The sequence below is a fragment of the Paraburkholderia franconis genome (assembly GCF_009362735.1).
Taxonomy (GTDB): domain Bacteria; phylum Pseudomonadota; class Gammaproteobacteria; order Burkholderiales; family Burkholderiaceae; genus Paraburkholderia; species Paraburkholderia franconis.
The window spans coordinates 105,194-130,415 of sequence record NZ_WHNP01000007.1 but is presented as its reverse complement, the minus strand read 5'-3'; the positions used below and the strand labels follow the sequence as shown (position 1 = coordinate 130,415).

23 protein-coding genes and 5 tRNA genes are annotated in these 25,222 nt (G+C 64.2%); 18 read left to right on the top strand and 10 right to left on the bottom strand.

The window, feature by feature from the left end:
- The first annotated feature begins 56 nt into the window (after positions 1 to 56).
- The 6 genes from GCT13_RS10190 (at position 57) to GCT13_RS10165 (ending at position 1,436) form a co-directional block, all read left to right on the top strand.
- Positions 57 to 132: transfer RNA gene (locus GCT13_RS10190), tRNA-Ala, on the top strand.
- 145 nt (positions 133 to 277) lie between these two features.
- A tRNA-Glu gene (locus tag GCT13_RS10185) sits at positions 278 to 353 on the top strand.
- Between the two features lie 79 nt (positions 354 to 432).
- Positions 433 to 509 (top strand) — tRNA-Asp (locus GCT13_RS10180).
- 66 nt (positions 510 to 575) lie between these two features.
- A tRNA-Glu gene (locus tag GCT13_RS10175) sits at positions 576 to 651 on the top strand.
- Between the two features lie 78 nt (positions 652 to 729).
- Positions 730 to 806, top strand: a tRNA-Asp gene (locus GCT13_RS10170).
- A 165-nt stretch (positions 807 to 971) separates the two neighbouring features.
- Entirely contained in the window at positions 972 to 1,436 is a 465-nt protein-coding gene (locus GCT13_RS10165) for a GNAT family N-acetyltransferase (RefSeq protein WP_090864827.1), read from the top strand.
- Positions 1,437 to 1,545: 109 nt separating this feature from the next.
- Here GCT13_RS10165 and GCT13_RS10160 read toward each other — a convergent pair whose 3' ends face one another.
- Positions 1,546 to 2,433 (bottom strand): AraC family transcriptional regulator, encoded by an 888-nt coding sequence (locus GCT13_RS10160; RefSeq protein WP_152757498.1) that lies wholly within the window; start codon positions 2,431 to 2,433, stop codon positions 1,546 to 1,548.
- Positions 2,434 to 2,626: 193 nt separating this feature from the next.
- Here GCT13_RS10160 and rraA point away from each other — a divergent pair, with 193 nt between their 5' ends.
- A complete protein-coding gene (gene rraA / locus GCT13_RS10155; RefSeq protein WP_152757496.1) occupies positions 2,627 to 3,121 on the top strand; it encodes a ribonuclease E activity regulator RraA in 495 nt (164 codons plus the stop codon).
- Positions 3,122 to 3,167: 46 nt separating this feature from the next.
- Positions 3,168 to 3,575: a gamma-glutamylcyclotransferase family protein gene (locus GCT13_RS10150; protein ID WP_152757494.1), complete on the top strand. Its 408-nt coding sequence runs from the start codon at positions 3,168 to 3,170 to the stop codon at positions 3,573 to 3,575.
- A gap of 203 nt (positions 3,576 to 3,778) precedes the next feature.
- On the opposite strand, the gene aceB is transcribed toward GCT13_RS10150, so the two are convergent.
- Both aceB and GCT13_RS10140 read right to left on the bottom strand, forming a co-directional pair.
- Positions 3,779 to 5,371: a malate synthase A gene (gene aceB, locus GCT13_RS10145; protein WP_152757492.1), complete on the bottom strand. Its 1,593-nt coding sequence runs from the start codon at positions 5,369 to 5,371 to the stop codon at positions 3,779 to 3,781.
- Between the two features lie 90 nt (positions 5,372 to 5,461).
- Positions 5,462 to 6,262 (bottom strand): haloacid dehalogenase type II, encoded by an 801-nt coding sequence (locus GCT13_RS10140; RefSeq protein WP_152757490.1) that lies wholly within the window; start codon positions 6,260 to 6,262, stop codon positions 5,462 to 5,464.
- 155 nt (positions 6,263 to 6,417) lie between these two features.
- On the opposite strand from GCT13_RS10140, the gene GCT13_RS10135 reads away from it, so the two are divergent.
- Both GCT13_RS10135 and GCT13_RS10130 read left to right on the top strand, forming a co-directional pair.
- The gene (locus tag GCT13_RS10135; protein WP_087735403.1) at positions 6,418 to 7,320 is read left to right on the top strand and encodes a LysR family transcriptional regulator; all 903 of its coding nucleotides are present in this window, start codon (positions 6,418 to 6,420) and stop codon (positions 7,318 to 7,320) included.
- A 257-nt stretch (positions 7,321 to 7,577) separates the two neighbouring features.
- Positions 7,578 to 8,012, top strand: coding sequence for a universal stress protein (locus GCT13_RS10130; protein ID WP_012400765.1), 435 nt, complete (start codon positions 7,578 to 7,580; stop codon positions 8,010 to 8,012).
- Between the two features lie 333 nt (positions 8,013 to 8,345).
- On the opposite strand, the gene aceA is transcribed toward GCT13_RS10130, so the two are convergent.
- The 3 genes from aceA to GCT13_RS10115 form a co-directional block, all read right to left on the bottom strand.
- Positions 8,346 to 9,653 (bottom strand): isocitrate lyase, encoded by a 1,308-nt coding sequence (aceA, locus tag GCT13_RS10125; protein ID WP_152757488.1) that lies wholly within the window; start codon positions 9,651 to 9,653, stop codon positions 8,346 to 8,348.
- A gap of 392 nt (positions 9,654 to 10,045) precedes the next feature.
- Entirely contained in the window at positions 10,046 to 11,701 is a 1,656-nt protein-coding gene (locus GCT13_RS10120; protein WP_152757486.1) for a DEAD/DEAH box helicase, read from the bottom strand.
- 391 nt (positions 11,702 to 12,092) lie between these two features.
- Positions 12,093 to 12,362, bottom strand: coding sequence for an acyl-CoA-binding protein (locus GCT13_RS10115; protein WP_152757484.1), 270 nt, complete (start codon positions 12,360 to 12,362; stop codon positions 12,093 to 12,095).
- 159 nt (positions 12,363 to 12,521) lie between these two features.
- Here GCT13_RS10115 and tsaB point away from each other — a divergent pair, with 159 nt between their 5' ends.
- Genes tsaB through GCT13_RS10095 form a run of 4 tightly spaced genes read left to right on the top strand, consistent with a single transcriptional unit; the run spans position 12,522 to position 15,895 of the window.
- A complete protein-coding gene (gene tsaB, locus GCT13_RS10110; RefSeq protein ID WP_152757482.1) occupies positions 12,522 to 13,358 on the top strand; it encodes a tRNA (adenosine(37)-N6)-threonylcarbamoyltransferase complex dimerization subunit type 1 TsaB in 837 nt (278 codons plus the stop codon).
- Positions 13,355 to 13,849, top strand: a complete 495-nt coding sequence (gene rimI / locus GCT13_RS10105; protein WP_152757480.1) for a ribosomal protein S18-alanine N-acetyltransferase — start codon at positions 13,355 to 13,357, stop codon at positions 13,847 to 13,849. Before tsaB ends, rimI begins: the two co-directional genes overlap by 4 nt.
- Entirely contained in the window at positions 13,836 to 14,915 is a 1,080-nt protein-coding gene (locus tag GCT13_RS10100; RefSeq protein WP_152757478.1) for a uracil-DNA glycosylase, read from the top strand. Before rimI ends, GCT13_RS10100 begins: the two co-directional genes overlap by 14 nt.
- On the top strand, positions 14,912 to 15,895 hold the full coding sequence (locus GCT13_RS10095) for a DUF1853 family protein (RefSeq protein ID WP_152757476.1): 984 nt from the start codon (positions 14,912 to 14,914) through the stop codon (positions 15,893 to 15,895). The genes GCT13_RS10100 and GCT13_RS10095 overlap by 4 nt, the downstream gene beginning before the upstream one ends.
- Before the next feature lie 41 nt (positions 15,896 to 15,936).
- On the opposite strand, the gene thiD is transcribed toward GCT13_RS10095, so the two are convergent.
- Together thiD and lplT are read right to left on the bottom strand one after the other, a co-directional pair.
- Positions 15,937 to 16,743 carry a bifunctional hydroxymethylpyrimidine kinase/phosphomethylpyrimidine kinase gene (thiD, locus tag GCT13_RS10090; protein ID WP_152757474.1) on the bottom strand — a complete coding sequence of 269 codons (807 nt, stop codon included), beginning with the start codon at positions 16,741 to 16,743 and terminating at the stop codon, positions 15,937 to 15,939.
- A 116-nt stretch (positions 16,744 to 16,859) separates the two neighbouring features.
- Positions 16,860 to 18,167 carry a lysophospholipid transporter LplT gene (gene lplT / locus GCT13_RS10085; RefSeq protein ID WP_152757472.1) on the bottom strand — a complete coding sequence of 436 codons (1,308 nt, stop codon included), beginning with the start codon at positions 18,165 to 18,167 and terminating at the stop codon, positions 16,860 to 16,862.
- 219 nt (positions 18,168 to 18,386) lie between these two features.
- Between lplT and alr the strand changes: the two genes are divergently transcribed.
- The 3 genes from alr to GCT13_RS10070 all read left to right on the top strand — a co-directional run bounded on the left by alr (position 18,387) and on the right by GCT13_RS10070 (position 21,297).
- A complete protein-coding gene (gene alr, locus GCT13_RS10080) occupies positions 18,387 to 19,457 on the top strand; it encodes an alanine racemase (protein ID WP_152757470.1) in 1,071 nt (356 codons plus the stop codon).
- A 59-nt stretch (positions 19,458 to 19,516) separates the two neighbouring features.
- The gene (radA, locus tag GCT13_RS10075) at positions 19,517 to 20,893 is read left to right on the top strand and encodes a DNA repair protein RadA (RefSeq protein WP_152757468.1); all 1,377 of its coding nucleotides are present in this window, start codon (positions 19,517 to 19,519) and stop codon (positions 20,891 to 20,893) included.
- Between the two features lie 140 nt (positions 20,894 to 21,033).
- Positions 21,034 to 21,297 (top strand): DUF2866 domain-containing protein, encoded by a 264-nt coding sequence (locus GCT13_RS10070; RefSeq protein WP_152757466.1) that lies wholly within the window; start codon positions 21,034 to 21,036, stop codon positions 21,295 to 21,297.
- A gap of 101 nt (positions 21,298 to 21,398) precedes the next feature.
- Here the strand turns inward: GCT13_RS10070 and GCT13_RS10065 are convergent, their stop codons facing one another.
- Both GCT13_RS10065 and GCT13_RS10060 read right to left on the bottom strand, forming a co-directional pair.
- Positions 21,399 to 22,451, bottom strand: a complete 1,053-nt coding sequence (locus GCT13_RS10065) for a CaiB/BaiF CoA transferase family protein (protein WP_152757712.1) — start codon at positions 22,449 to 22,451, stop codon at positions 21,399 to 21,401.
- Positions 22,452 to 22,540: 89 nt separating this feature from the next.
- Positions 22,541 to 24,493 (bottom strand): ATP-binding cassette domain-containing protein, encoded by a 1,953-nt coding sequence (locus GCT13_RS10060; protein ID WP_321574273.1) that lies wholly within the window; start codon positions 24,491 to 24,493, stop codon positions 22,541 to 22,543.
- Between the two features lie 127 nt (positions 24,494 to 24,620).
- On the opposite strand from GCT13_RS10060, the gene GCT13_RS10055 reads away from it, so the two are divergent.
- Positions 24,621 to 25,112 (top strand): glutathione peroxidase, encoded by a 492-nt coding sequence (locus tag GCT13_RS10055; RefSeq protein ID WP_152757464.1) that lies wholly within the window; start codon positions 24,621 to 24,623, stop codon positions 25,110 to 25,112.
- Positions 25,113 to 25,222: the final 110 nt, after the last annotated feature.

Below are 25,222 nucleotides of genomic sequence, written 5' to 3'. Positions count from 1 at the left end.
CAAGAGGTATTTACAAAGCGAAAATTGCTCTCTACAATCTCGCTTCTGTTCTGCAAGGGGGTATAGCTCAGCTGGGAGAGCGCTTGCATGGCATGCAAGAGGTCAGCGGTTCGATCCCGCTTACCTCCACCATCAGAACAAAGTGAAGTCGTCCCGGTTAGCCCGGAAGTTGTAGCAAAAAAGACTTCACAAGCAGTAGTAGAGCAGTTAGAATGGCGGTCTTCGCTGCTGATGAATGAAGTTGGCAGCAAGATCGAGACAGATCTGAAAAGATTATGTCCCCTTCGTCTAGAGGCCTAGGACATCACCCTTTCACGGTGAGTACAGGGGTTCGAATCCCCTAGGGGACGCCAGATACTGGCGTTGCTTGATGAGATTCAGGCGATGCGCTTGCGAGAAGTAACCGACGCTCGCAAGTCAGGTAGCAAGACTGGAGTGGTAGTTCAGTCGGTTAGAATACCGGCCTGTCACGCCGGGGGTCGCGGGTTCGAGTCCCGTCCACTCCGCCAGATTAAGCCCGTTCGGTGAGCGGGCTTTTTCGTTAAAGGTGTAAGCAGTAGTGTGTGAAGTACGTTGTCCCCTTCGTCTAGAGGCCTAGGACATCACCCTTTCACGGTGAGTACAGGGGTTCGAATCCCCTAGGGGACGCCAGACACTGGCGTTGCTTGATGAGATTCAGGCGATGCGCTTGCGAGAGCTAACCGACGCTCGCAAGTTGGTATCAAGACTGGAGCGGTAGTTCAGTCGGTTAGAATACCGGCCTGTCACGCCGGGGGTCGCGGGTTCGAGTCCCGTCCGCTCCGCCAGAAACGTGAAGCCCGCTGAATCGTCAGCGGGCTTTTTTGTTTTTGCGCGCGATCCTTACGTGCTATGCCTGTCACGCCGCTCGCATCGCTGTCGGGCAAACAGCCATTGCCAGCGCGTCCTGCCTGTCTTAACGTTGTGCGGACCGAACCTTTCGTCCCCGCGCGATGCTCGATCCGACCGACGATCCGTCTCCCTTCTACTTGCGCAAGGCCAGCATGGACGACTTCCAGTTCGCCGAGGCGCTGACGCGCAACAACATGGGCGGGTATTACCGTCGACATCACCTCGTGTGGCGCAGCGACCTGTTTCTCGCAAGTTGGCGCGAGTCGGAAAACTTCATTCTCGAAGTGGACGGCGAACGCATCGGCGTGCTGCGCATCACCGAGGAGGGCGACTCGCTGCACATCCGCGACGTGCAGATTGCCGAAGGCCACCGTCGGCGCGGCGCGGGCACCTATCTGCTGAATACATCGCATCGCTGGGCGCGGGCGCGGGGGCTCTCCGAACTTCAACTGCGCGTGTTCGTCGACAATCCCGCCGCGCGTCTCTATCAACGAATGGGCTATCGGCTCGCGGGACCGCGTCTCGCGCAGTTGGGCTCGATCCGGCATATGGCGCGGCGCGTCTGAGGTGCGTCAGCGGCGCTCTGTCGATCGAGCGCGAATCGCGATCGGCGCTCGCATTCAGCCAGCCGTCAAGCTCTGCCTTCGCATCGTTGCGTGCCCCTCGTCCGCGCGCTCACATCGAAGCATCGTCATCTTCTTCGCGCTCCGGCTCGTCACGCCGGTGCTCCGCGCCGCGTAGCATGAACGCCCGCGGACTCTCTCCGAACGCGCGCCTGAACATCGCGGAAAACGCACTCTGGCTTTGATACCCCAACTCGCGCGCGACATGCGACAGCGGGCGCCCCTGGCTGAGCAACGGAATCGCGCGGGCGAGCACGGCCTGCTGACGCCATTGCGAAAAGCTCACGCCCAGTTCCTGCCGAAAGAGCCGCGCGATCGTGCGCGTGCTCGCGCCGACCGTCGACGCCCATCGTTCCAGCGAGTCGGCATTCGCGGGGTCGGCAAGCACCGCTTCGCACAATGCGCGCAGACGCTTTTCCGTCGGCATCGGCACGGACAGCGGCAGCGGCTGCGAGCGCGTGATCTCGTCGAGCGCCAGCGAGCCCAATAGCCGCTCGCGGTCGGGCGGCAGGCCCGGCGTATCGAGTGCGGCAATCACTTCGCGCAGGAGCCCCGACACCTCGACGACCCGGCACGTATCCAGTCCCGCCGGCACGGCCGCCTCGTTCACGTAGAGCGTGCGCAGAAACGCATCTTCGACGATCACTACTTCGTGCAGCACATAAGGCGGCACCCAGATCGCGCGCGACGGCGGCACCATCCACGTGGTGCCGAACGTGCCGACACGAAGCACGCCGCGCGACGCATACGCGACCTGCGCCCACGCGTGCGTGTGTCGCGCGATGCGCACGCCTGCGGGCATCGGCCGCGAGCGCACGCGGATGGGATGCGTCGGCGTCGGCGCGAATTCGGGCGGAATGTCGGCGAAATCGACGCGTGTCGATAGCTCAGTCGGCGCTTTCGCGGCGGCGGGCGGGGTTGAATGGGCGGCTTCAGTCATGACGTAATGGGCTCAACTGCGGGGCTCGACTGCGGGGTTGGACGGCGGGGCTGGACTGCGGCGCGGGCCGGGCCACGCGATGCATGTCATTGTAGGGTCCTGTGCATCGTCCCGGCATTAGCCGAACGGCCGAGGGGACATCATGAAAACGGCGCGGCATAATGCACCGGATTCGTTTTGACAGGGGACGCTTATGAACTTCGCAACCGCAGATCTATGTGATGCACATGAAGACCAGCTGGCCGCGGGCACGTCGCGTGTGCTCGATCCCGTATTCAGCCGATTCGGCCGCGCGGCGCGTTTTGGCGGCGAGGCCGTCACACTGAAGGTATTCGAAGACAACACGCTGGTGCGTGCGACGCTCGAAGAAAAGGGAGCCGGGCGTGTGCTGGTCATCGACGGGGGAGGCAGCCTGCGCTGCGCGCTCGTCGGCGGCAACCTGGGCAAGCTCGGCGAGAAGAACGGCTGGGCGGGCATTGTCGTGTTCGGCTGCGTGCGCGATGCGCTCGAACTCAACGAGTGCAATATCGGCATCGTTGCGCTTGCGACGAATCCGCAGCGCAGCCAGAAGCGCGGCGGCGGCGAGCGCGATGTGCCCGTGCGCCTGCCCGGTTCAGTGGTGCGTCCGGGCGAATGGATCTATGCGGATATCGACGGTGTGCTGGTCGCGAGCGCGTCGCTCGCCTGACCGTGACGGCGGCACTCATGCTGGTTTGATCGAGGATAGTGAACGGATGCAAAACGTCTTTGTGTATGGCACCTTGCGTGCCGGCGAAATCAACGACATCGGCGCCGTGGCAGCGCGCAACGACATCGCGGCGCCCACGCTGGTCGGTTCGGCCACCGTGCGTGGGCGTCTCTTCGACTTCGGCGCGTATCCGGGTTTCGTTCCCGATGACGCGGGCATTCACGTGCAAGGGGATGTCTACGAGATCGACGACGGACTGGTTGCCGTGCTCGATGAGATCGAGCAGGTCTATCCGGGTGTCGAAGGGCTGTTTGTTCCGCGTGAAGTGACCGTCGAGGTCGAAGGCGCGCCCATCATGTGCCGCTACTATCCGGTGCAGCGCGAGGCTGTCAAAGGATTGCCGGAGATTCGTTCCGGCGACTGGGTTGCGCACCGGCGTTCGAACGGGCGTTGATCGGAAGGGGCGGTGGCGTTTGTTGCGCGTGCATCCCGTCTGTAGAACTCGAAGCGACAAGAGCGTCGGCGAAAAAAAGAACGGCCCAGCGGGCATGACGCCCGCCAGGCCATTCCCGGTCGGTCAACCGTCGAGCGATCGCATCGCGCGCCGGGCGAAAAGGCAGCAAACAGCGGCTGTCCGTCCGGCACGCATCGTCATGCTCAGAGTTCTTCGTAAAGCGGCAGCGTCAGGAATTCGGTGAAGTTCTCCGACGTCGACATCTCGCTGAAGATCTGCGCGGCGCGATCGTACGGCTTCGTATCGCCGGCGATCACGGCCTTCACCTTGTCGAGTTCCTGCACGGTCAGTTCGCGCACGAAATCGGCCGTCACCTTGCGTCCGTCTACGAGCTTGCCCTTCGGCGAACGAATCCACTGCCACACCTGCGAGCGCGAGATTTCTGCCGTCGCCGCGTCTTCCATCAGGTTGTGGATCGGCACGCAGCCATTGCCTGCGAGCCACGAGCCCAGGTAGTGAATGCCGACGTTGATGTTGTTGCGCAGACCCGCTTCTGTGATGGGCGCTTCGGGGCGGAAGTCGAGCAGGTCCTTGCCCGTCACCTGCACGTCGTCGCGCTGCTTGCCGATCTGGTTCGGCTTGTCGCCGAGCACCTTGACGAACTCTTCCATCGCGATGGGCACGAGACCCGGATGCGCGACCCAGCCGCCGTCGTAGCCGTCCGTCGCGTCGCGTGCCTTGTCGGAGCGCACGCCGGCCATCGCTTTCTCGTTCGCGGCCGCGTCGTTCTTGATCGGAATCAACGCGCTCATGCCACCGATCGCAGGCGCGTTGCGGCGGTGGCACGTCTTCAACAGTTGCAGCGCGTAGGCGCGCATGAACGGAACCGTCATCGTGATCTGCGAGCGATCCGCGAGACAGAAGTCCTTGTCGTTCTTGAACTTCTTGATCGCCGAAAAGATGTAGTCCCAACGTCCGGCGTTCAGGCCCGAGCTATGCTCGCGCAGTTCGTACAGGATCTCATCCATTTCGAACGCGGCCAGGATCGTTTCGATCAGCACGGTTGCGCGAATCGTGCCGCGCGGCACGCCGACGGCTTCCTGCGCGGCGACGAAGATGTCGTTCCACAGACGCGCTTCGAGATGGCTTTCCATCTTCGGCAGATAGAAGTACGGGCCCGTACCGCGCGACAGTTGCTCCTTCGCGTTGTGATGCAGGAACAGCGCGAAGTCGAAGATGCCGCCCGACAAGCGCTGGCCATCGACGGTCACGTGCTTCTCGTCCAGGTGCCAGCCGCGCGGACGCACGATCAGCGTCGCGATCTTGTCGTTCAGTTTGTACGACTTGCCGTTCTGCCCGAGCGAGATCGTCCGGCGCACGGCTTCTTTCAGATTGATATGACCGGCGATCTGGTTGTCCCAACTCGGCGCGTTCGAATCTTCGAAGTCGGTCATGTACGAGTCCGCGCCCGAGTTCAGCGCGTTGATGATCATCTTGCGGTCGACGGGACCCGTGATCTCGACGCGGCGGCATTGCAGATCCTGCGGCAGCGGCGCGATCGTCCAGTCGCCTTCGCGGATGCTCTTCGTTTCGGCGAGAAAGTCGGGGCGCTCGCCGACATCCAGACGTTTCGCGCGCTCGGCGCGCGCTTTCAGCAACTGCTGGCGGCGCGGCTCGAACATGCGGTGCAGGCTGGCGACGAGTTCGAGCGCCTGCGGCGTAAGAATGGTCTCGAAACCGGGCCTGATCTCTCCGGTGATATTCATGCCCTGCGGCAGCGACGGCGTGTTCGCCATGATTTCTCCTTGGTCGGTCAGTTTTAAAGATGCTTGTTGATGCAATTGCAATGCGTCGTCTCGCGTGGGTGCAAATGGGATGGCATGCCGTCATGCGCCAGGGCTGTGGCGCGCGCGGCTGCTGCTTTTCTCCCGTATGCCAGCTTTCTCTGCTGTCCCGGACGACGCGAGATTTTCGACAAACGCGATCAGTTCGTTCATGCTCCTGCCCGTGCCATGTGGCGCGACGCCCAGTTCCTCGGCGGGAGCACCCTGGCGGTTGAGCCAGAAGACCGTGTAGCCGAACCAGTTCGCGCCGCCCGCGTCCCAGCCGTTCGACGACACGAACACGATCTCGCGCGCGCTCGCGCCGAACGCCTGTGTGCCCAGCGCATAGCTCGCAGGCGCCGGCTTGAACGCGCGCACGGCATCCACTGAGAGCACGTGATCGAACACGCCCGTCATGCCTGCGCTTTTGACAGCGATGTCGAGCATTTGCGGATTGCCGTTCGAGAGAATCGCGAGACCGATCTGCGCGGCGCTTCCGGCGGTGCGCATGCCGCGAAGCTGCCGCAGCGCGGGCAGCACGTCGGGAAACGCGGAAAGGCATGCGTACTCGTCCATCAGGCGCTTTTCGCCGGACGCGTTCAGCGTGAGCTCCAGCTTGCGCGCGGAGAAGCGCAGCGCGTCGAGCGTGACGTTCCAGAACGGCTGGTAGTGCGCGCCGGCCGGGTCGGACAGCGTACGCAACTGCGCGTATTCGATCTGCTTTTGCCGCCACAACTGCGAGAGTGCATCGCCGTGGCCGGGGAACATCTGCTCCGCCGCAGCGACGACGGAATGCACGTCGAACAACGTGCCGTACGCATCGAAAATCACTGCTTTGGGGAAGAGTGTCGTTGTGGCCGACATCGCCATGCGCTCCATTCAGAGGTCGGGTTCGATTCTATTCGTGACGGCTTGTGCTAAAAAAGACTCTAAAGATCACTTGATCTTTTACTTTCATCAACCTAATCTGACGCGCATCACCCAATTCGCGCGCGATCGATGCGCCCAGTCATTCGAAGATGGACCGCTTCAAGCAGATCGAGACTTTCGTGACCGTCGCGGCGCGCGGCAGCCTGTCCGGGGCGGCGCAGGCCGAAGGCGTTGCGCCAGCGATCATCGGCCGCCGCATCGACGCGCTCGAAGAGCGCCTCGGCGTCAAGCTCCTCGTGCGCACGACCCGCCGCATCACGTTGACCTACGAAGGCTCGGCGTTTCTCGAAGACTGCCAGCGCATCATTCACGACATGCAGAACGCCGAGGCCAGCGTGTCCGCAGGCGGCGTGAAGGCGAGCGGCCATCTGCGCGTGACGGCGCCGGCCGGATTCGGCCGTCGGCATGTTGCGCCGCTCGTGCCGACGTTCACCGTCGCGCATCCGGACGTGACGATTTCTCTCGATCTGTCCGATCGCATGGTCGATCTGGTCAACGAAGGATTTGACTGCGCGATACGGCTCGGAGAATTGCCCGATTCGTCGCTGGTGTCGTTGAGACTGGGCGAGAACAAGCGGGTGTGCGTCGCGTCGCCCGCCTACCTGGCGCGTCGGCCCGCACCGCAGACGCTCGCGGATCTCGCGCATCACAACTGCCTCGCGCTCGGCGCGAGTGCGAACCAGCAACGCGGCTGGATGTTCCAGCAGGGTGACAAGGTCGTGACGATCAAGGTGTCGGGCACGATGGAATGCTCGGACGGCGCGGTGCTGCACGAGTGGTGTCTCGAAGGCTATGGACTCGCGTGGCGTTCGTGGTGGGAAGTCGGCATGGATATCGCGGCGGGGCGCCTCGTCAGCGTGCTCGACGAATTTGCCGCGCCGCCCATCGGCATTCATGCGGTGTTTCCGCAACGGCGTCACCTTCCGTTGCGCGTGCGACTTTTCCTCGATTTTCTCAAGCATACGTACGGCGATCCGGCGTATTGGGGTTGATTTCCGCGTGCGCCGGGCTGCAAGCCCAACGTCAGAGCCCGCGCGGGTTTCCGATATGCGGACAAGCCCGCACGCGCCCGTTGCACGACATTTCGGCGCACTACAATCGTCTTGACGGCCTGCGCGCCGCTTCGCTGCCGGCGCGGCGCAGGCCATTCCGAACGCATGAGCGCACGTATCAACGTGCTCGTGACGATGCAAAGCGGCGAGCGGCAACCGGGCGTTTTCCATACCTGCAGTCGACGACGGAGGGCACCATGTTCAAGCACATCCTCGTACCGACCGATGGTTCGGATCTGTCGAAAAAGGCAATCGACGGCGCGATCGATCTCGCTCAGGCAGTCGGCGCGCGCGTCACCGCGTATGCGTGCCTGCCGCAATATCCGTACTCGCCGTTTTCCGAAGTCGTGATCGAACCACCCGTCGACTTTCAGGACCGCAGCGAGCGCGAAGCGCGTCAGCATCTGCAGGAGGTCGAGGAGGCGGCGCGCGGCGCGGGTGTCGAATGCACGAGCCAGACGAGCGTGCATCCATCGCCGTATCTCGGCATCATCGAAGCGGCCGAGCAGGGCGGCTGCGATGTGATCTTCATGGCGTCGCATGGGCGGCGCGGACTCGGCAGTCTGCTGATCGGCAGCGAGACGCAGCGCGTGCTCACGCATACGAAAATTCCGGTGATTGTCTATCGATAGCGCGCGTCTTCTGCCCGCGTTCCTGGCGTTTCGCGGGACTGCTGTCGGGCAATTCGCGGAGTTCGCGGTTTTCGCTCAATACGCCTGAAAGGACGCGCGCCAGCGGATAGCCGGCGCGCGCATTTCCAATTTGCGTCGGCGCGTGGTGCGTGCCGACCTTGCTTCCCCGTTGTATCTCTCAGATTCGTCACATCCGCGTTCGGACGGCCCACAGCGGCCATCCGAACCGGGTAGGGAAGCGGCCCTCTGTGGGGCCGTTTTTCACGATGCTGCGTGCGCAAGGCGCATATCTTCGGCCGCTGAAGCCGCCGACGTCAGACGACGTCAGCCCGTTCAGGCGACCTTCTTGTTATCGAAGAACTGCTCGTCTTCCGTGGAGCCGTGCAGGGCCGTCGTCGATGCTTCGCGCTCGACCGTCTGCGTGACGGCATCGAAGTAACCCGTGCCCACTTCGCGCTGATGCTTCACGGCCGTGAAGCCCTTCTCGGCTGCCGCGAACTCGGCCTGCTGCAGTTCGACGAATGCGCTCATCTGCTGGCGCGCATAGCCGTGCGCGAGGTTGAACATCGAGTAGTTCAGCGCGTGGAAGCCGGCGAGCGTGATGAACTGGAACTTGTAGCCCATCGCGCCGAGTTCCTTCTGGAACTTGGCGATCGTCGCGTCGTCGAGGTTCTTCTTCCAGTTGAACGACGGCGAGCAGTTGTACGACAGCATCTTGCCCGGGAACTCCTTGTGGATCGCCTCGGCGAATTTCTTCGCGTATTCGAGGTCCGGCTTGCCCGTTTCGCACCAGATCAGATCGGCATACGGCGCGTACGCAAGACCGCGCGACACGGCCTGCTCGAGGCCCGGCTTCGTGCGGAAGAAGCCTTCAATCGTGCGCTCGCCCGTGAGGAACGGCTTGTCGTTGTCGTCGACATCGGACGTGATCAGGTCGGCGGCTTCCGCGTCGGTACGCGCGATCAGCACGGTCGGCACGCCACACACGTCGGCGGCGAGACGTGCGGCCGTCAGCTTCGCGACGTTCTCGCGCGTCGGCACGAGCACCTTGCCGCCCATGTGACCGCACTTCTTCACGGAAGCGAGCTGATCTTCGAAGTGCACGCCGGCCGCACCCGCTTCGATCATCGCCTTCATCAGCTCGAACGCGTTCAGCACGCCGCCGAAACCGGCTTCGGCGTCGGCGACGATCGGCGCGAAGTAGTCGATATAGCCTTCGTCGCCCGGATTCTTGCCTTCCGACCACTGGATCTGGTCAGCACGCGTGAGCGTGTTGTTGATGCGCTTGACGACGAGCGGCACGGAGTTCGCCGGATACAGCGACTGGTCCGGATACATTTCGCCCGCCACGTTGGCGTCGCCTGCGACCTGCCAGCCGGACAGATAGATGGCCTTCAGACCGGCCTTGACCTGCTGCATCGCCTGGTTGCCCGTCAGCGCGCCGAGCGCGTTGACGAATGGTTCGTCCTTCATGCCGTTCCACAGCCGTTCGGCGCCGCGGCGCGCGAGCGTGTGCTCGGGTTGCAGCGAGCCGCGCAGGCGCACGACGTCTTCCGCCGTATAGCCGCGCTTGATGCCTTTCCAGCGGCTGTCGGTTTCCCACTGTTGTTGAAGTTGCTTTGCCTGTTCGTTACGCGACATGGTGTGCTCCTTTTTGCCTGAAGAGGGTTCGGTGGACTCGTGACTTCCACGAAGCGAGGGTTGCCAGAGGCGTCTCGTTGGGTGAAGTCTTATATAAGAGTCTAGGCAAAACGCAGTCGCCGGAACAGACATCATCAAGGCTTTTTCGGCGATTTTTATTTTTTATTTTTCAATGGCTTGCATCTTGTGTTCCGCATTGAGAAACGAAATTTTCCATCTCGCAACGATCATTCTTGTGCTACGCAGCACGATTTTTTACGAGGCAAAAAAATTTTTCGCATCGTGAAACATAAATTGGGGCGTAAAAAAACCGACGCCGGGGCGTCGGTTCTTCATGTCAGGCTGTTCTCGTCCGCCTTCGTCAGGCGTTTGAGAGCCCGAACGCGAGCGGTTTAGTCGCCTCGGCGCGAGTTGCGCGAGCCGTCGTTGCGGCGTGCGCCGAAGCCGCCGTCACGCGAATAGCCGCCTTCGCGGTTGCCACGATAGCCTTCGCTGCGATAACCGTCGCGCGAACCGCCTTCACGCGAGCCGCCTGCGGCGGGCCGGTTGTTGCCCCAGCTACGGCCGCCATTGCCGCCTTCGCGCGCACCGTTGCCGCCGTTGCCTTCACGTGCGCCATAGCCGCCGCCGTTGCCGTCGCGCGAGCCGTAGCCCGGCTTGCCGCCGAAGCGCCGGCCGCCGTTGCTGTTGCCGCCCGGACGGCCGCGGCCGCCGAACCCGCCGCGGCCGTTGGCCGGCGGCGCCTTGCGCGGCTCGAAGCCGGCGATCACGTTGACGGGCAAGGGTGAGCGCACGAAGCGCTCGATGCGCTTCAGCGCACCCTGCTCGGCGTGATGCACGAGGCTCACTGCGATGCCTGAGCGGCCCGCGCGGCCCGTGCGGCCGATACGGTGCACGTAGTCTTCGGCGAACTTCGGCAGGTCGTAGTTGAACACGTGCGTGATGCCGGGGATGTCGATGCCGCGAGCCGCGACGTCGGTGGCCACCAGGACGCGCACGCGGCGCTCGCGCAACGCGCGGATCGTCCGGTTACGCGCGCCTTGCGGCAGATCGCCGTGCAGCGCAGCCGATTCGAAACCAGCGTCGGCGAGACGGCCGGCCAGCATATCGGCGTCGCTTTTCGTCGCCGTAAAGACAATCGCCTGATCGAGGCCGGCGTCGCGCAGCAGATGGTCGAGCAGGCGGTCCTTGTGATCGCGGTCGTCCACGTAATGCACGGTCTGCGCGATGTTCGTGCGCTGTTCGATGCGCTGGACGATCTCGATGCGCTCCGGATCCTTCAGCAGACGGCCCGTCAGCGAGCCGATCTTGCCGTCGAGCGTCGCCGAGAACAGCATCGTCTGGCGCGTGGCGGGCGTCGCGGCGACGATCGTCTCAATGTCGTCGATGAAGCCCATGTCGAGCATGCGGTCGGCTTCGTCGAGCACGAGCATCTGCAACTGTGACAGGTCGATGCGGCCGCGCTCAAGATGGTCGAGCAGACGTCCCGGCGTGGCGACGAGAATTTCGGGGTTCTTCGCGAGCAGCATCAACTGCTGGCCATACGCGACACCGCCCAGAATGCTGACGGTACGCAGGCGGCGCAGGTGCTTGCCGTAGGTCGAAGCGGCCGTCGTGACCTGCATCGCGAGTTCGCGGGTCGGCGTGAGGACCAGCAGGCCCGGACGCGCGACGGGCATCGGACGGCGGCCGCGGCCACCGCCGTTGTTCTCGCGCGGCTCACGCGGTTGATTGGCTTGCGTCTTTTGCAGCTGGGCGAAACGCTCGATGGCGGGCAGCATGAACGCAGCCGTCTTGCCCGAACCCGTCGGGCTCGACACCAGAAGGTCGCGGCCAGCGATGCCAGCGGGAATTGCGCGCTGCTGAACGGGGGTCGGTGTCTTGTAGCCGGCTGCCGTCAGCGCAGAAACGATCTCCGCCGACAGACCCAGCTCAGCGAACGTCGGGCCTTCAGCTTCGGGGGCTTGCACGGCCGTTTCAGGCGTGTCGAGACCGAGGGCTTGATCGGCGATGGCGTTCAGCGGGCTGGAGGTATTGCTCGAAGTCATGAGAATCCTTGAAACATGGGAAGTAATACGTCGGCGCCAATCGGCATACCCAAGTCGTCGGATTCAGCGAGCAAAGAAGCAGCGAGCAAATCGAAAAACGGGGGCAACTCGCGACAATGAAGGCGAGTTTCTCGTTAGAAGCTGTATCGAATGCGACAGGCCGGGATTGGCTTGCCGCCAGCCTGGACTTGACGGCCCGTGGGGCCTTGCAGGAGGGGACAGGTTCTAAACTGGATTGGAGCAAAACGTTTCGAGACGCTTTTTCCGCCGAAGCGGTGAAGCGCAGACGGCATTATATCGATATTTGCTGCACTGCGCCACCATTAAGAGTCATCTCAGCGAAAGCCGCCAATTCATAAGAAGAATCGACGGCTTGCTCTTCCGGTATCGATCAAGCGGCGGTGCCGTTCCTGAGCGATTCGACGAGTTCGACATATTGCTGTTTCGCCGTGTCGGGCGCGGTGCCCTGCAGCGCGGCCCAGGCGTTGTACTTGTACTTGCCGACGATATCGGTGAAGCCGGGCTTGTCGCCGTGCACGTCGCCATCGGTGGCCTGCTTGAAGAGCGCGTACAGGCGCAGCAGCGTGAGATTGCCCGGACGCTCCGGCAGTTGCTTCACGTCTTCCAGTGCCTTCGCGAAAAGACCGTCCACGTCGCTCATCAGATCCTCCATGCTTTTTCGAGATAGGGCGTCGATCATAGCAAGCGAGACCCGGCGCACGGCCCGCTGAGGCTGGAGCGATCCTTCCAAACGCGTCGCTCCGCAGGTGGGGTTGTGTTCGCATCCGGCGACGCTGGGCGCCGCATTACAATAGCGGTCATGACGAAAACCGTGTTGCTTGCCCTCGATACTTCGACCGAATTTTGCTCGGTCGCCCTGTTGTCCACCGAATCCGCCGATGACACTTCATCGGCCGACGAGGCGGACGCGTCTGCTCCCGAGCCGCGTGTCTGGGTGCGCCACGAATCGACGGGCGCTGTGTCGAGCACGCGGCTACTTCCCGCCATCCGCGAACTGTTCGACGAAGCAGGTCTTGCGTTCGCCGACTGCAATGCGATCGCGTTCGGCGCCGGACCCGGTTCGTTCACGGGCTTGCGCACCGCGACGGGCGTCACGCAGGGACTCGCGTTCGGGCTGAATTGCCCCGTGGTGCCGGTCGGCACGCTGCTCGCGTGCGCCGAAAGCGCGCGCCGGCGCGATCCGTCGGTCACGCGCGTGCTTGCCGCGCTCGATGCGCGGATGGACGAAGTCTATTGGGCCGACTACGCGTGGGATGCCGACGCGAGCGAGTGGCGCACGGTCCATTCCGCCGCGCTCGGCTCGCCCGATGCGCTCGACCTGCCGGACCAGCCGTTCACGCTGGCGGGCAATGCCGCCGCGGCGTTCGGCGATCGTCTGAAGGCGGCGAGCGTCGCGCGAACCGTCGATCACGAAGCCGTGCCGCACGCGCTGCCGATTGCATTCGCGGCGCTGCGCGCGTTCCGCGCGGGCCGCACGCTGCCCGCCGACCAGGCGGCGCCCGAGTACATCCGCGACAAGGTCGCGCAGACCACAGAAGAGCGCATGGCCGCAAGGGCCGCGCAGCATGCGCAAACGGCAGCGTCGGCGTTGTCGACGCGTGCGGCGCATACCGCCGAGGGCGAGGGCACGCGATGAGCGGCGTGCTGCTGGCGGACCGCTATATGTCGCCGATGACGGAGGGCGATCTCGACGAAGTCGCGGCTGTCGAAAAGCTCGCCTATGAATTTCCATGGAGCCGCGGAAATTTCGAAGACTCGCTGCGTAACGGCTACTTCGGCATCTGTCTGCGGCACGTGACAGGTACGCTGATCGGCTATTGCGTGCTGATGCCCGTCGTCGACGAGATGCATCTGCTGAACCTGTGCGTCGCGCCCGCCGCGCAGCACGCGGGCGCGGGCCTTGCGCTGTTGCGCGAAGCCATTCGGGTCACGCGCAGTGAAAGGCTTGCCGGAATGCTGCTCGAAGTGCGGCCGTCGAACCATCGCGCGATCAAGCTGTACGAGCGCTTCGGCTTTGCGTCGATTGGCCGGCGCAAGAACTATTATCCGGCGCGGCATCGCAGCCGGGAGGACGCCATCGTGATGCGTTTCAGTTTCGAGAAGGAGGGCGCAGATGGCGCTGCATGAATCCGCGCTGGAAGAACTCGGCCTCGCGCCGATGTGGATGCGCCGAGGGATCGCACAGCACGCGGCCGTGGCTGACGACACGCAATCGCAGGCGGAGAGCGCCGAGGCCGCAGCTCGAACCGCGGAAAGCGCCGAGGCCGATGCCGTTGGTGGCGATGTGGCTGTTCGAGCCGCTGCCGTGACGGCCGGCAACGGCAATGAAGCGGCCCGCGCCGCTGTCTCGCGCGAAGCAAGCGAACCGCAAGACGAACCGCAAGACGAACCGCAAACAGAGCCGCAAGGTGCGCCCGCATCACGCCACGAAGCAACGCCGGACGAAGCTCACCGGTCCATGCCGGAGCCAGCCCGCCGCACACCGGCGCTCGACACAGAAGCAGCACCGCCCGACGACGATTTCGCATGGTTCGACGACCTTCCCGCCGAACCGCCGTCGCACAGCGAAGCGCAAGTCGCCCGCCAGGCGCAGCCTGCCGTCGACACGCTCGACTGGAACGCGCTCGAAGAACGCGTATCGGCGTGCGAGCGCTGCCGCCTCTGCGAGAAGCGCACGAACACGGTGTTCGGCGTCGGCGATCGCGAAGCCGACTGGATGCTGATCGGCGAAGCGCCCGGCGAGAACGAGGACAGGCAGGGCGAGCCGTTCGTCGGCCAGGCGGGCAAGCTGCTCGACAACATGCTGCGCTCGCTCGGTCTTGCGCGCGGCATGAACGTGTATATCGCAAACGTGATCAAATGCCGTCCGCCCGGCAACCGCAATCCGGAGCCGGATGAAGTCGCGCGTTGCGAGCCGTATCTGCAGCGGCAGGTGGCGCTCGTGAAGCCGAAGCTGATCGTCGCGCTCGGCCGCTTCGCCGCGCAGAGTCTGCTGAAGACGGACGCGAGCATTTCATCGCTGCGCGGACGCGTCCACTCATACGAGGGCGTGCCCGTGGTCGTCACATACCATCCGGCGTATCTGCTGCGCAGCCTCGGCGACAAGGCGAAGTCGTGGCAGGACCTGTGTCTCGCCCGCGATGCCTGGCACAACGCGGCGCCGCAAGACACGCAAGCGGGCGCATCGAAATGATGGACGCCGCCGGGCCGACCGCTTCGTTCGAGGCGCCATCGACGGCCCGGCTCGATGTGCTGTCCGACGCCGCCGTGCGGGACATCGCGTGGCTCCTGTTCAGTCCCGATCTGTTGCGCTCGCAACCGCCGGCCGGCGTGCTCGCCACGCCGTTCGAATCGCCCGATGCAGCGGCCGCGACGATCGACTGGCTCGAAGCGCAGGACGCCGATCCCACCGCGTTGCACCGGCATATCGCGGCCGCGCGCGTGACGCGCCTCGGCCGCTACGCCGAGTGTCTGCTCGCGTGGTTCCTGACGCACGGCCCGGCCGCGCGGCTGGTGGCAGCGAACGTGCCGCTGCGGCGTAACGGCATCACGCTCGGCGAATGCGATTTTCTCGTCGAGACGCCGACGGGCCGGCGGCTGCATTGGGAGCTGGCCGTCAAATGCTATCTGCACGCGGGCGACGGCCGCGCAGAACTGGCCGATTACGTGGGCCCGAATCTGCAGGACCGCTTCGATCTGAAGCTCGCGCATCTGCTCGATCATCAGTTGCGTCTGAGCGCGCGCGAGGAGTTTGCGTCGCTCGGCCATCGCGGGCCCTGGGACGCGCAGATGTTCGTCAAAGGCTGGCTCTTCTATCGCAACGGCACGAACGAGCGCGATCCCGCCGAAATCGATCCGTCGCACGCGCGCGGCTGGTGGGCGACACAAGCCGACTGGCCATCGTTTTCCAGCGGCCATGCCGATGCGTGGATCGTGCTGCCGAGGCTCGAATGGCTTTCGCCGCGCATCCACGACAGCCAGCACGCATCGAGCTTCGTTTCAGCAGAAGCGCTCGCGCAGCAGCTGATGCAGCAGACGGCGCCGACGATGGTCGCCGCATTCGTCGCGAACGCGGAAGGACATTGGGTCGAGCGTTCGCGCGGCTTCATCGTGCCCGACGACTGGCCCGAGCGGGCACACGCGTTTGCGCGGCGGCCGACGCGTCAGGCGTGACGCAACTCGACACGTGACACCGCGCGGCTACCGTCCCGCCGCTACCACCAGCGATAGAAGTGATGCACTGGTCCGACGCCATGGCCGACGTCGAGCCGGCTGCTCTGTTCTAGCGCGCCCGTCAGATAGGCCTTCGCATCGGCGACGGCGCTTGCGAGGTCGTCGCGTTGCGGAATCAATGCCGCGATCGCCGACGACAGCGTGCAGCCCGTCCCGTGCGTGTTCTTCACGGGCACGCGCGGACCGGCGAGACGCATCGTGCCGCTGTCCTGGATGAGCCAGTCGGGGCTGTCGGCGGCGGCGAGATGGCCGCCCTTCATCAGCACCGCGCGCGCACCGAGCTTGCGCAGCGCTTCGCCCTGATCGACCATCGCGGCCTCGTTCGCGGCGCTCGACGTGCGGAGCAGCGCGGCCGCTTCCGGCAGATTTGGCGTCAGCAGATCGGCGAGCGGCAGCAGTTCGTCGCGCACGGCATCGACGGCTTCGGGCGCGAGCAATGCGTGATTGCTCTTCGAGATCATCACGGTGTCGAGCACGACATGCTTCGGCTTGTGGCGTCGCAACGCGTCGGCGACGGCGCGTACGATCGATGCGTTGGCCAGCATGCCGATCTTCACGGCATCGATGCGGATGTCGTCGAACACGGCGTCCAGTTGCGCGACGACGAACGCGGGATCGGGCGTGTGAATCGCCGTCACGCCGCGCGTGTTCTGCGCCGTCAGCGCGGTGATCACGCTCGCGCCATAAGCGCCAAGCGCCGAGAAAGCCTTGAGATCGGCCTGAATGCCGGCGCCGCCGCCGGAATCGGAGCCGGCGATCGTCAGGACGTTGGGAATCGGTCGGGTCATGGAAAAACCTGAAAAGCCTGAAAAGCGAAGGGCGCGGGACGCGCCCTCAGACGATGCGCGGACAACGCTCAGTCAAAGCGCGATCAGAGAATAAGCCGCGGATCTGCGGACAGGTCTCAGTGCCGCGCTTCGCCGATCAGCGATACTGAGTCGAACGCGCGCTGGTTGGCCTGATGGCGACGCATCACGAGCCACATCATCACGCAGACAAAGGTGCCGAACAGCACGATCACGACCGCGACGGGCACGTCGAGCCACACGAGCACGGCGTAAAGACACAGCATCACGAGCACGGACAGGTTCTCGTTGAAGTTTTGCACGGCGATCGAGTGGCCCGCCGACAGCAGCACGTGTCCGCGATGCTGGAGCAGCGCATTCATCGGTACGACGAAGAAGCCCGACAGCGCGCCGACGACCATCAGGAATACATACGCAAAGATCAGATAGCCGGGGATGTGCATCCTGCCGTAATACACGCCCCAGTGAGCCGGAAACAGATGCTTCGTATAGAAGGCCATCAGCATCACGGCGATTCCCATGATGACGCCGACGGGCAGCACCGTCAGCGACTTCTTCAGCGGCACGCGCGCGGCGGCGATCATCGCGCCCGCCGCGACGCCGACGGCGACGACCGCCTGCAGGATCGCGCCTTCCGACAGCGACATGCCAAGCGACACTTCGGCCCATTTCAGCACGATGAACTGCAGCGTCGCGCCCGCGCCCCAGAAGAGCGTCGTGACGGCTAGCGATATCTGCCCGAGCTTGTCGCGCCACAGCACGGTAAAACAGTCGGCGAAATCGGTGATGAGCTTGATCGGTCCGTGCTGCTGGCGCGGATAGCGCGCGCCCGTGTCGGGAATGCGCAGATTGAAGAGCGCCGCGATCACGTAGATCAGGATGATGATGAGCATCGCCGCTTCGGCGGGCGTATGGATTGTGTGGGGCGTGTGCTTGATGATGTGCGATGCGATGTGCGGGCTGATCAGCGCGCCGCCGAGCACGGTGCCGAGAATGATCGAGCCCACCGTCGTGCCTTCGATCCAGCCGTTCGCGGCGACGAGGCGGTCAGGCGGCAGCAGCTCGGTGAGAATGCCGTACTTGGCGGGCGAGTACGCGGCCGCGCCGAAGCCGACGATGCCATATGCGAAGAGGGGATGCGCGCCGACCAGCATCACCACGCAGCCGACCACCTTGATCGTATTGGTCACGAACATCACGCGGCCCTTCGGGCGCGAATCCGCGAAGGCGCCGACAAAAGCCGCGAGCACGACGTACGACAGCACAAAAAACAGCTTGAGCAGCGGCGTCATCCAGTTCGGGGCGTGAAGATCTTTCAGCAGTGCAATAGCAGCGATCAGAAGCGCATTGTCGGCCAGCGAGGAAAAAAACTGCGCGGCCATAATGGTGTAAAAACCTTTTTTCATCTGATGCGATGCTGTCCTCGCTGCGGTCCGTCCGCCCCGGCCGTCAGTGGCGCGTCCGGGCTTATTCCGTTCGAAATGGGTTGTGCGCACGGCTTTATATCACGAAAATAGACGAATCCCGACTAGCAGTATCCTTGATCGCATTGTCACGTCAGCCTCCGAAGTGTTGAAAACGCACTGTAAGCTCCTGATTCGACAATGTCTTTACGAAAAAATCCCATGCCGCGCCCAGTCTCAGCCACTATTCACACCGCCGCTCTCGCCAATAACCTCGCAGTTGCACGCCGTTATGCGCCAAAGTCCAAGATCTGGGCCGTCGTCAAGGCCAACGCCTACGGTCACGGTCTCGCCCGAGCCTTTCCGGGACTGCGCGCAACCGATGGCTTTGGTTTGCTCGACCTCGAAGAGGCGGTGAAGTTGCGCGAATTGGGCTGGGCCGGCCCGATTTTGTTGCTCGAGGGTTTTTTCCGGCCGACGGATATCGACGTCATCGACCGCTACAGCCTCACGACGGCGCTGCATTCGGACGAGCAATTGCGCATGCTGGAAATGGCACGGCTGTCGAAGCCCGTCAATATCCAGTTGAAAATGAACAGCGGCATGAACCGGCTCGGCTATATGCCCGACAAGTTCCGCGCCGCATGGGAGCGCGCGCGGGCGTGCCAGGGCGTCGGCCAGATCACGCTGATGACCCATTTCTCGGACGCGGACAGCGAGCGCGGCATCACTCACCAGATGGAAGCGTTCGAGCGCGGCGCGCAGGGCATCGCGGGCGCGCGCAGCCTCGCCAATTCGGCGGCGACGCTGTGGTATCCGGAAGCGCATTTCGACTGGGTGCGGCCGGGCGTGATGCTGTACGGCGCGTCGCCGTCGGGCGTAAGTTCCGCGATCAAGGACACGGGCCTGCAGCCCGCGATGACGCTCGCCTCCGAGCTGATCGCCGTGCAGACGCTGTCGGAAGGCAGCACGATCGGCTACGGCTCCATCTACACGGCGCGCGACGGCATGCGCATCGGCGTCGTCGCGTGCGGCTACGCGGACGGTTATCCGCGCATCGCGCCCGAAGGCACGCCCATCATCGTCGACGGCATCCGCACGCGGATCGTCGGACGGGTGTCGATGGACATGATTACCGTCGACCTCTCGCCGTGCCCGCAGGCGAACGTCGGCTCGCGCGTCGAACTGTGGGGCGCGCAACTGCCCGTCGACGACGTCGCGCAGGCATGCGGCACGATCGGCTACGAGCTGATGTGCGCCGTCGCGCAGCGCGTGCCCGTGCGCGCCGAATGACCGGCGCCGTGCGCGCGACATAACGAGACATAACGAATAACCACGCGTGACAAAACAAGTTGGCTAAACAGAAAACGTTGTACACCTGCACGGAATGCGGCGGGCAGGCGCCGAAGTGGCAGGGTCAGTGCCCGGCATGTCACGCGTGGAATACGCTCGTCGAAACGGTTGCGGAATCGCCCTCCGCGCATCGCTTCCAGTCGCTCGCGAAAAGCCAGCCCGTGCAGCGGCTCGCGGATATCGAGGCGTCGGACGTGCCGCGCTTTTCGACGGGCGTCGGCGAATTCGATCGCGTGCTGGGCGGCGGGCTGGTGGCGGGCGGCGTCGTGCTGATCGGCGGCGATCCGGGCATCGGCAAGTCGACGTTGCTTTTGCAATCGCTTGCCCAGATCGCGAGCGAGCGGCGCGCGCTCTACGTAAGCGGCGAGGAATCGGCTGCGCAGATTGCGTTGCGCGCGCAACGGCTATCGCTGCTCGAACCGGGCTCGCACGCAAGCGAGCTGAAGCTGCTCGCCGAAATCCAGCTCGAAAAGATCCAGGCGACCATCGCCGACGAAAAGCCGGACGTCGCCGTCATCGACTCGATCCAGACCATCTACTCGGAAGCGCTCACTTCCGCGCCGGGCTCCGTCGCGCAGGTGCGCGAGTGCGCGGCGCAACTGACGCGCGTCGCCAAGCAGTCAGGCACGGCCATCATCATGGTCGGCCACGTGACGAAAGAGGGCAACCTCGCGGGCCCGCGCGTGCTCGAGCATATCGTCGATACCGTGCTGTATTTCGAGGGCGATACGCACTCGTCGTTCCGGCTGGTGCGCGCGTTCAAGAACCGCTTCGGCGCCGTCAACGAACTGGGCGTGTTCGCGATGACGGAGCGCGGTTTGCGCGGCGTCGCGAATCCGTCGGCGCTCTTTCTGTCGCAGCACGAGCAGATCGTGCCGGGCTCGTGCGTGCTCGTGACGCAGGAAGGCACGCGGCCGCTGCTCGTCGAAGTGCAGGCGCTAGTCGATACGGCGAACGTGCCGAATCCGCGGCGGCTTGCCGTCGGCCTCGAACAGAACCGGCTCGCGATGCTGCTGGCCGTGCTGCATCGTCACGCGGGCATCGCCTGCTTCGATCAGGACGTGTTCCTGAACGCGGTGGGCGGCGTGAAAATCAGCGAGCCCGCTGCCGACCTCGCCGTGCTGCTCGCGATTCACTCGTCGATGCGCAACAAGCCGTTGCCGAAGGGACTGATCGTGTTCGGCGAAGTGGGGCTGGCGGGCGAGATCCGTCCGTCGCCGCGAGGGCAGGAACGTCTGAAGGAAGCCGCGAAGCTCGGCTTTTCGATTGCGCTGATTCCGAAGGCTAACGCGCCGAAGCAAGCCATCGACGGACTGCAGGTGATCGCCGTCGAGCGCATCGAGCAAGCGATCGACCGCATCCGCACGCTCGAATAATTGGCGTCAGACGCTGCCCGAACGCGTCCGCTTTCCGGCGTAATGCGCTGTAAATTTCTCGGCTCAGTCTGTAACCCAGGCGCCTTTCGTTTTTCCTATCCTCGTGAGATGCAACGTCACGACTGGAAAAGGAAGACGTCTTGAAACAGTCTCATCAAACTTCGGACGAGCTTCTGTCGAATCTGCGCGGCTGTCGCGTCTCCGCGCCGATTCACGGGCTTTGGGGCGGCGGCTGCCGGATCGTCGAATGGATCGACACGGCGGGCCAGATTTCACGGCGCGTGGTCGCGGAAAACATCACGGCCGACGAGGTCCGGGCGACGATCCGCCATCATGTCGAAGGGCGCAAGCACCGGCTCGTCGACGACGAACGGGAACCGCGGCAGACGTTGCCGCGGCGTTAAAGGCACGTTCGGTCCTGGCTGGCGGGTCAGGCGATAAGGACGGTGAGCCGGGCAGTTCGCGCGCCGCCACGTTCCGTTATACGTCACTCGCCACTCGTCAGTCAGTCCGCATCTTCATCGCTCGTTTGCTGCGCGATCAGTGCCTCGCGCGCGGCCGCATTGAACAACGGGTGCTCGGCCGCTTCAGCCGCCGTCAGCACGGGCGACACGCAGCAATCCAGCGGCACCAGCAGTTCGACCCATTCCGCGAGCGGCCGCGTCGCGATCAGCTCGGCCATGTCCTTGATCAACTGCGCGGCATCCGGCCCGGCGATCGCCTGGCCGAGACTCCAGTGGCGCGTCGCCCAGTCCGGGCGATCGAGCGCCATGCAGAGCGTTTCCCAGAACTTGAGTTCCAGCGCGCCGACAGCGAGCCATCGTTGGTCGAGTGTGCGATACAGGTTGTAGCAGGGCACGCCGCCGTTCAGCAGGCTGCTGCCCGCGACAGGCGCCGCGCCATCGTTGGCGAGCGCGACTTGCGCGACGACGTTGTGCGCGTGCGTGCAATGCGCCATCGACACGTCGACGAAGCGCCCGTCGCCGCCACGCGCCACGGCCCACAATGCCGCGAGTATCTGGTTGACGGCCGACAGCGCGCCACCCAGCAGATCGGCGATCTGGAAATTGGGGAGGATCGGCGTGCCGTCGCGCGCGGCAAGCTGGTCGAGTACACCCGCATAGCCGATGTAGTTCAGATCGTGTCCCGCCAGTTGTGAATACGGCCCTTGCGTGCCGTAGCCCGAAATCGCGCAATAGACGAGCTTCGGATTGATCACGCGCAGCACGTCGTAGCCGAGGCCGAGCCGATCCATCACGCCAGGCCGGAAGCTTTCGATCAGCACATCCGCTTCGCGCGCGAGCGCCATCAGCACGGTGCGTCCGCCTTCGGACTTCAGATCGAGCCGCGTTTCGCGCTTGCCGCGATTCAACTGGCGGTAGAACGCGCCGGGACGCCCCGCGACGCGATCGGCGCTGCTTTGCATCATCACCCGCGACGCGTCGCCGGCGCCGGGCGCTTCGATCTTCAACACATCGGCGCCCATTTCCGCGAGCCGGAGCGTCGCGGCGGGACCGGGCAACAGGCGTGCCAGATCGAGCACGCGCAAGCCCTTCAGTGCGGCAGTAGACGACAATGCCCAGCCCTCCGTGGATGCTGGCGCGGCCTCGCTTTCCTGATGTCTTCCTTCGCGACGCGAAGGGGCCGCTAGCCGATTTGTTCGAGTTCCTCGTGCGCTTCGAGCCATTCGGCTTCGAGTGTTTCGAGGCGTGCGTTGACCTCCGCCTGACGTCGTATCGTTTCCGTCAGCCTGGTTTTCTGCTCGGCGCCATAGCTGGCGGGATCGGCGACGAATGCGTCGAGCGCCGACTTTTCCGCGTTGAGCGCGTCCATTTCCTTTTCGATCTTCGCGATGCGGGTCTGCAATGGCTTCTTCAGGTGCGCGACCTTCTGTCGTGTTTCCGCTTCCTGGCGACGCTGCTCCTTGCGATTCACCGACGCGTCAGCGCCATTCGCATTGCCGCCGTTCACTGTCGTCGCGTCCGAAGCAGCCTTCAGCGCGGCGCGCTGCTCGGCGGCGTGCTGCAGCAGCCAGTCGCGGTAGTCGTCGAGATCGCCGTCGAACGGTTGCAGCTGGTGCTTCGCGACGAGCATGAACTGGTCCGTGGTCGCGCGCAGCAGGTGGCGGTCGTGCGAGACGAGAATCAGCGTGCCTTCGAACTGCGCGAGCGCCATGGTCAGCGCGTGACGCGTTTCCAGGTCGAGGTGGTTGGTCGGCTCGTCGAGCAGCAGCAGGTTCGGCTTCTGCCAGATGATCAGGGCCAGCGCGAGCCGCGCCTTTTCGCCGCCCGAGAAGGGCGCGATGGCCGTGGTCGCCATATCGCCTGAGAAGTTGAAGCTGCCGAGGAAGTCGCGCAACTCCTGCTCGCGGGTGTCGGGCGCGAGCCGCGACAGGTGCTGCAACGGCGAATCGTCGGGACGCAGCGTTTCGAGCTGATGCTGCGCGAAGTAGCCGATCTTCAACCCCTTGCCTTCGCGCACGCGACCGCCGAGCGGCTCGAGCGTCCCCGCGAGCGTCTTGATCAGCGTCGACTTGCCCTGGCCATTCGCGCCGAGCAGGCCGATGCGCTGTCCGTTCTGGATCGACAGCGCAACACGCTCGACAATCGGTATCTCGGCGCCGTCCGGCGCGTGATAGCCGCAGCGCACGTTTTCCATCACCATCATCGGGTTCGGCGCGGAGTCGGGCGCGCGGAATTCGAACGTGAACGGCGACGCGATGTGTGCGGGCGCAATCAGTTCCATCTTTTCGAGCGCCTTCATCCGGCTTTGCGCCTGGCGTGCCTTGGTCGCCTTCGCCTTGAATCGGTCGACGAAGCTTTGCAAATGCTCGATGGTCTTGCGCTGCTTCTCGTAAGCGCTCTGTTGCAGCGTCAGTTGTTGCGCGCGCTGCACTTCGAACTGCGAGTAGTTGCCGCCGTACCGCTTGATCTGCTGGCTTTCCAGATGCAGCGTAACATTGCAGACCGAATCGAGAAATTCGCGGTCGTGTGAGATCACGATCAGCGTGCCCGGATAGCGATGCAGCCAGTCTTCGAGCCAGACGATCGCATCGAGGTCCAGATGGTTGGTCGGTTCGTCGAGCAGCAGCAGATCCGAGCGGCACATCAGCGCCTGCGCGAGATTCAGGCGCATGCGCCAGCCGCCCGAGAAACTGCTCACGCTCGCACGCGTCTGTTCGAGTGTGAAGCCGAGGCCGAGCAGCAGTGCTTCGGCGCGTGCGGGCGCCGTGTAGCCGTCGGCATCGGCGAACGCGGCGTGCGCTTCGGCTTCGGTCGCGCCGTCATGCGCGTCGGACGCCGCCGCGATGCGCGCTTCGATCGCGCGTAACGCCGCGTCGCCGTCGAGCGTATAGTCGAGCGCGGTTTTATCGACGGCGGGCGTCTCTTGCGCGACGTGCGCGGTCTGCCACGACGGCGGCATCGAGAAATCACCCCCGTCCGCGTGCAGTTCGCCGAGCAGCACGGCGAACAGGGTCGATTTGCCCGCGCCGTTTGCGCCCACGAGGCCCGCCTTCTCGCCGGGATTGAGCGTGAAGGTGGTCTGTTCGAAAAGCGGCTTCGTGCCGCGCGCGAGACTGAACTGGTTGAAGCGGATCACAACGAGGCCGGCTTGAAGAAAAACGCTATTTTAGACTGTGCGGCGCAAGCTCAGGCATTGGCCAATCGGCCAGGTGGCGCGCGGCGCTCAAGTCCGTAGACTGGCGATATTCCTGGAGAGCAAAAACATGGCAGCGGACAAGTCTTCTATCTATTCCTTTTCAGCGCGCTCGCTGGATGGCGAGCCGATCAGTCTCGGCCTCTACGACGGCAAGGTCATGCTGATCGTCAATACGGCGAGCGAGTGCGGGTTCACGCCGCAATACGCGGGCTTGCAGAAGCTGCACGAGCAATACGGCGTGCGCGGCCTGCAGGTGCTGGGCTTCCCGTGCAACCAGTTCGGCAAGCAGGAGCCGGGCGACGCCACGCAGATCGGCGCGTTCTGCGAGAAGAACTACGGCGTCACGTTCCAGATGTTCGACAAGATCGAGGTCAACGGCGCGGATGCGCATCCGCTTTTCAAGCATCTGAAAGACGAGGCGCCTGGCGTGCTCGGGCTCGAAGCGATCAAGTGGAACTTCACGAAGTTTCTGATCGACCGCAATGGCAAGGTCGTGAAGCGCTACGCGCCGACCACGAAGCCCGAAACGATCGCGACCGATATCGAGGCGCTGCTGTAGCGCAGCGACACGGTTGCCTGAGGCGGTTGCCTGACACGGCTGCCTGAGGCGCCTGCCTGAGGCGGCCTGGGCGGCAACGTTACACAGCCGCGTTGAGCAGCCGTGCGTCA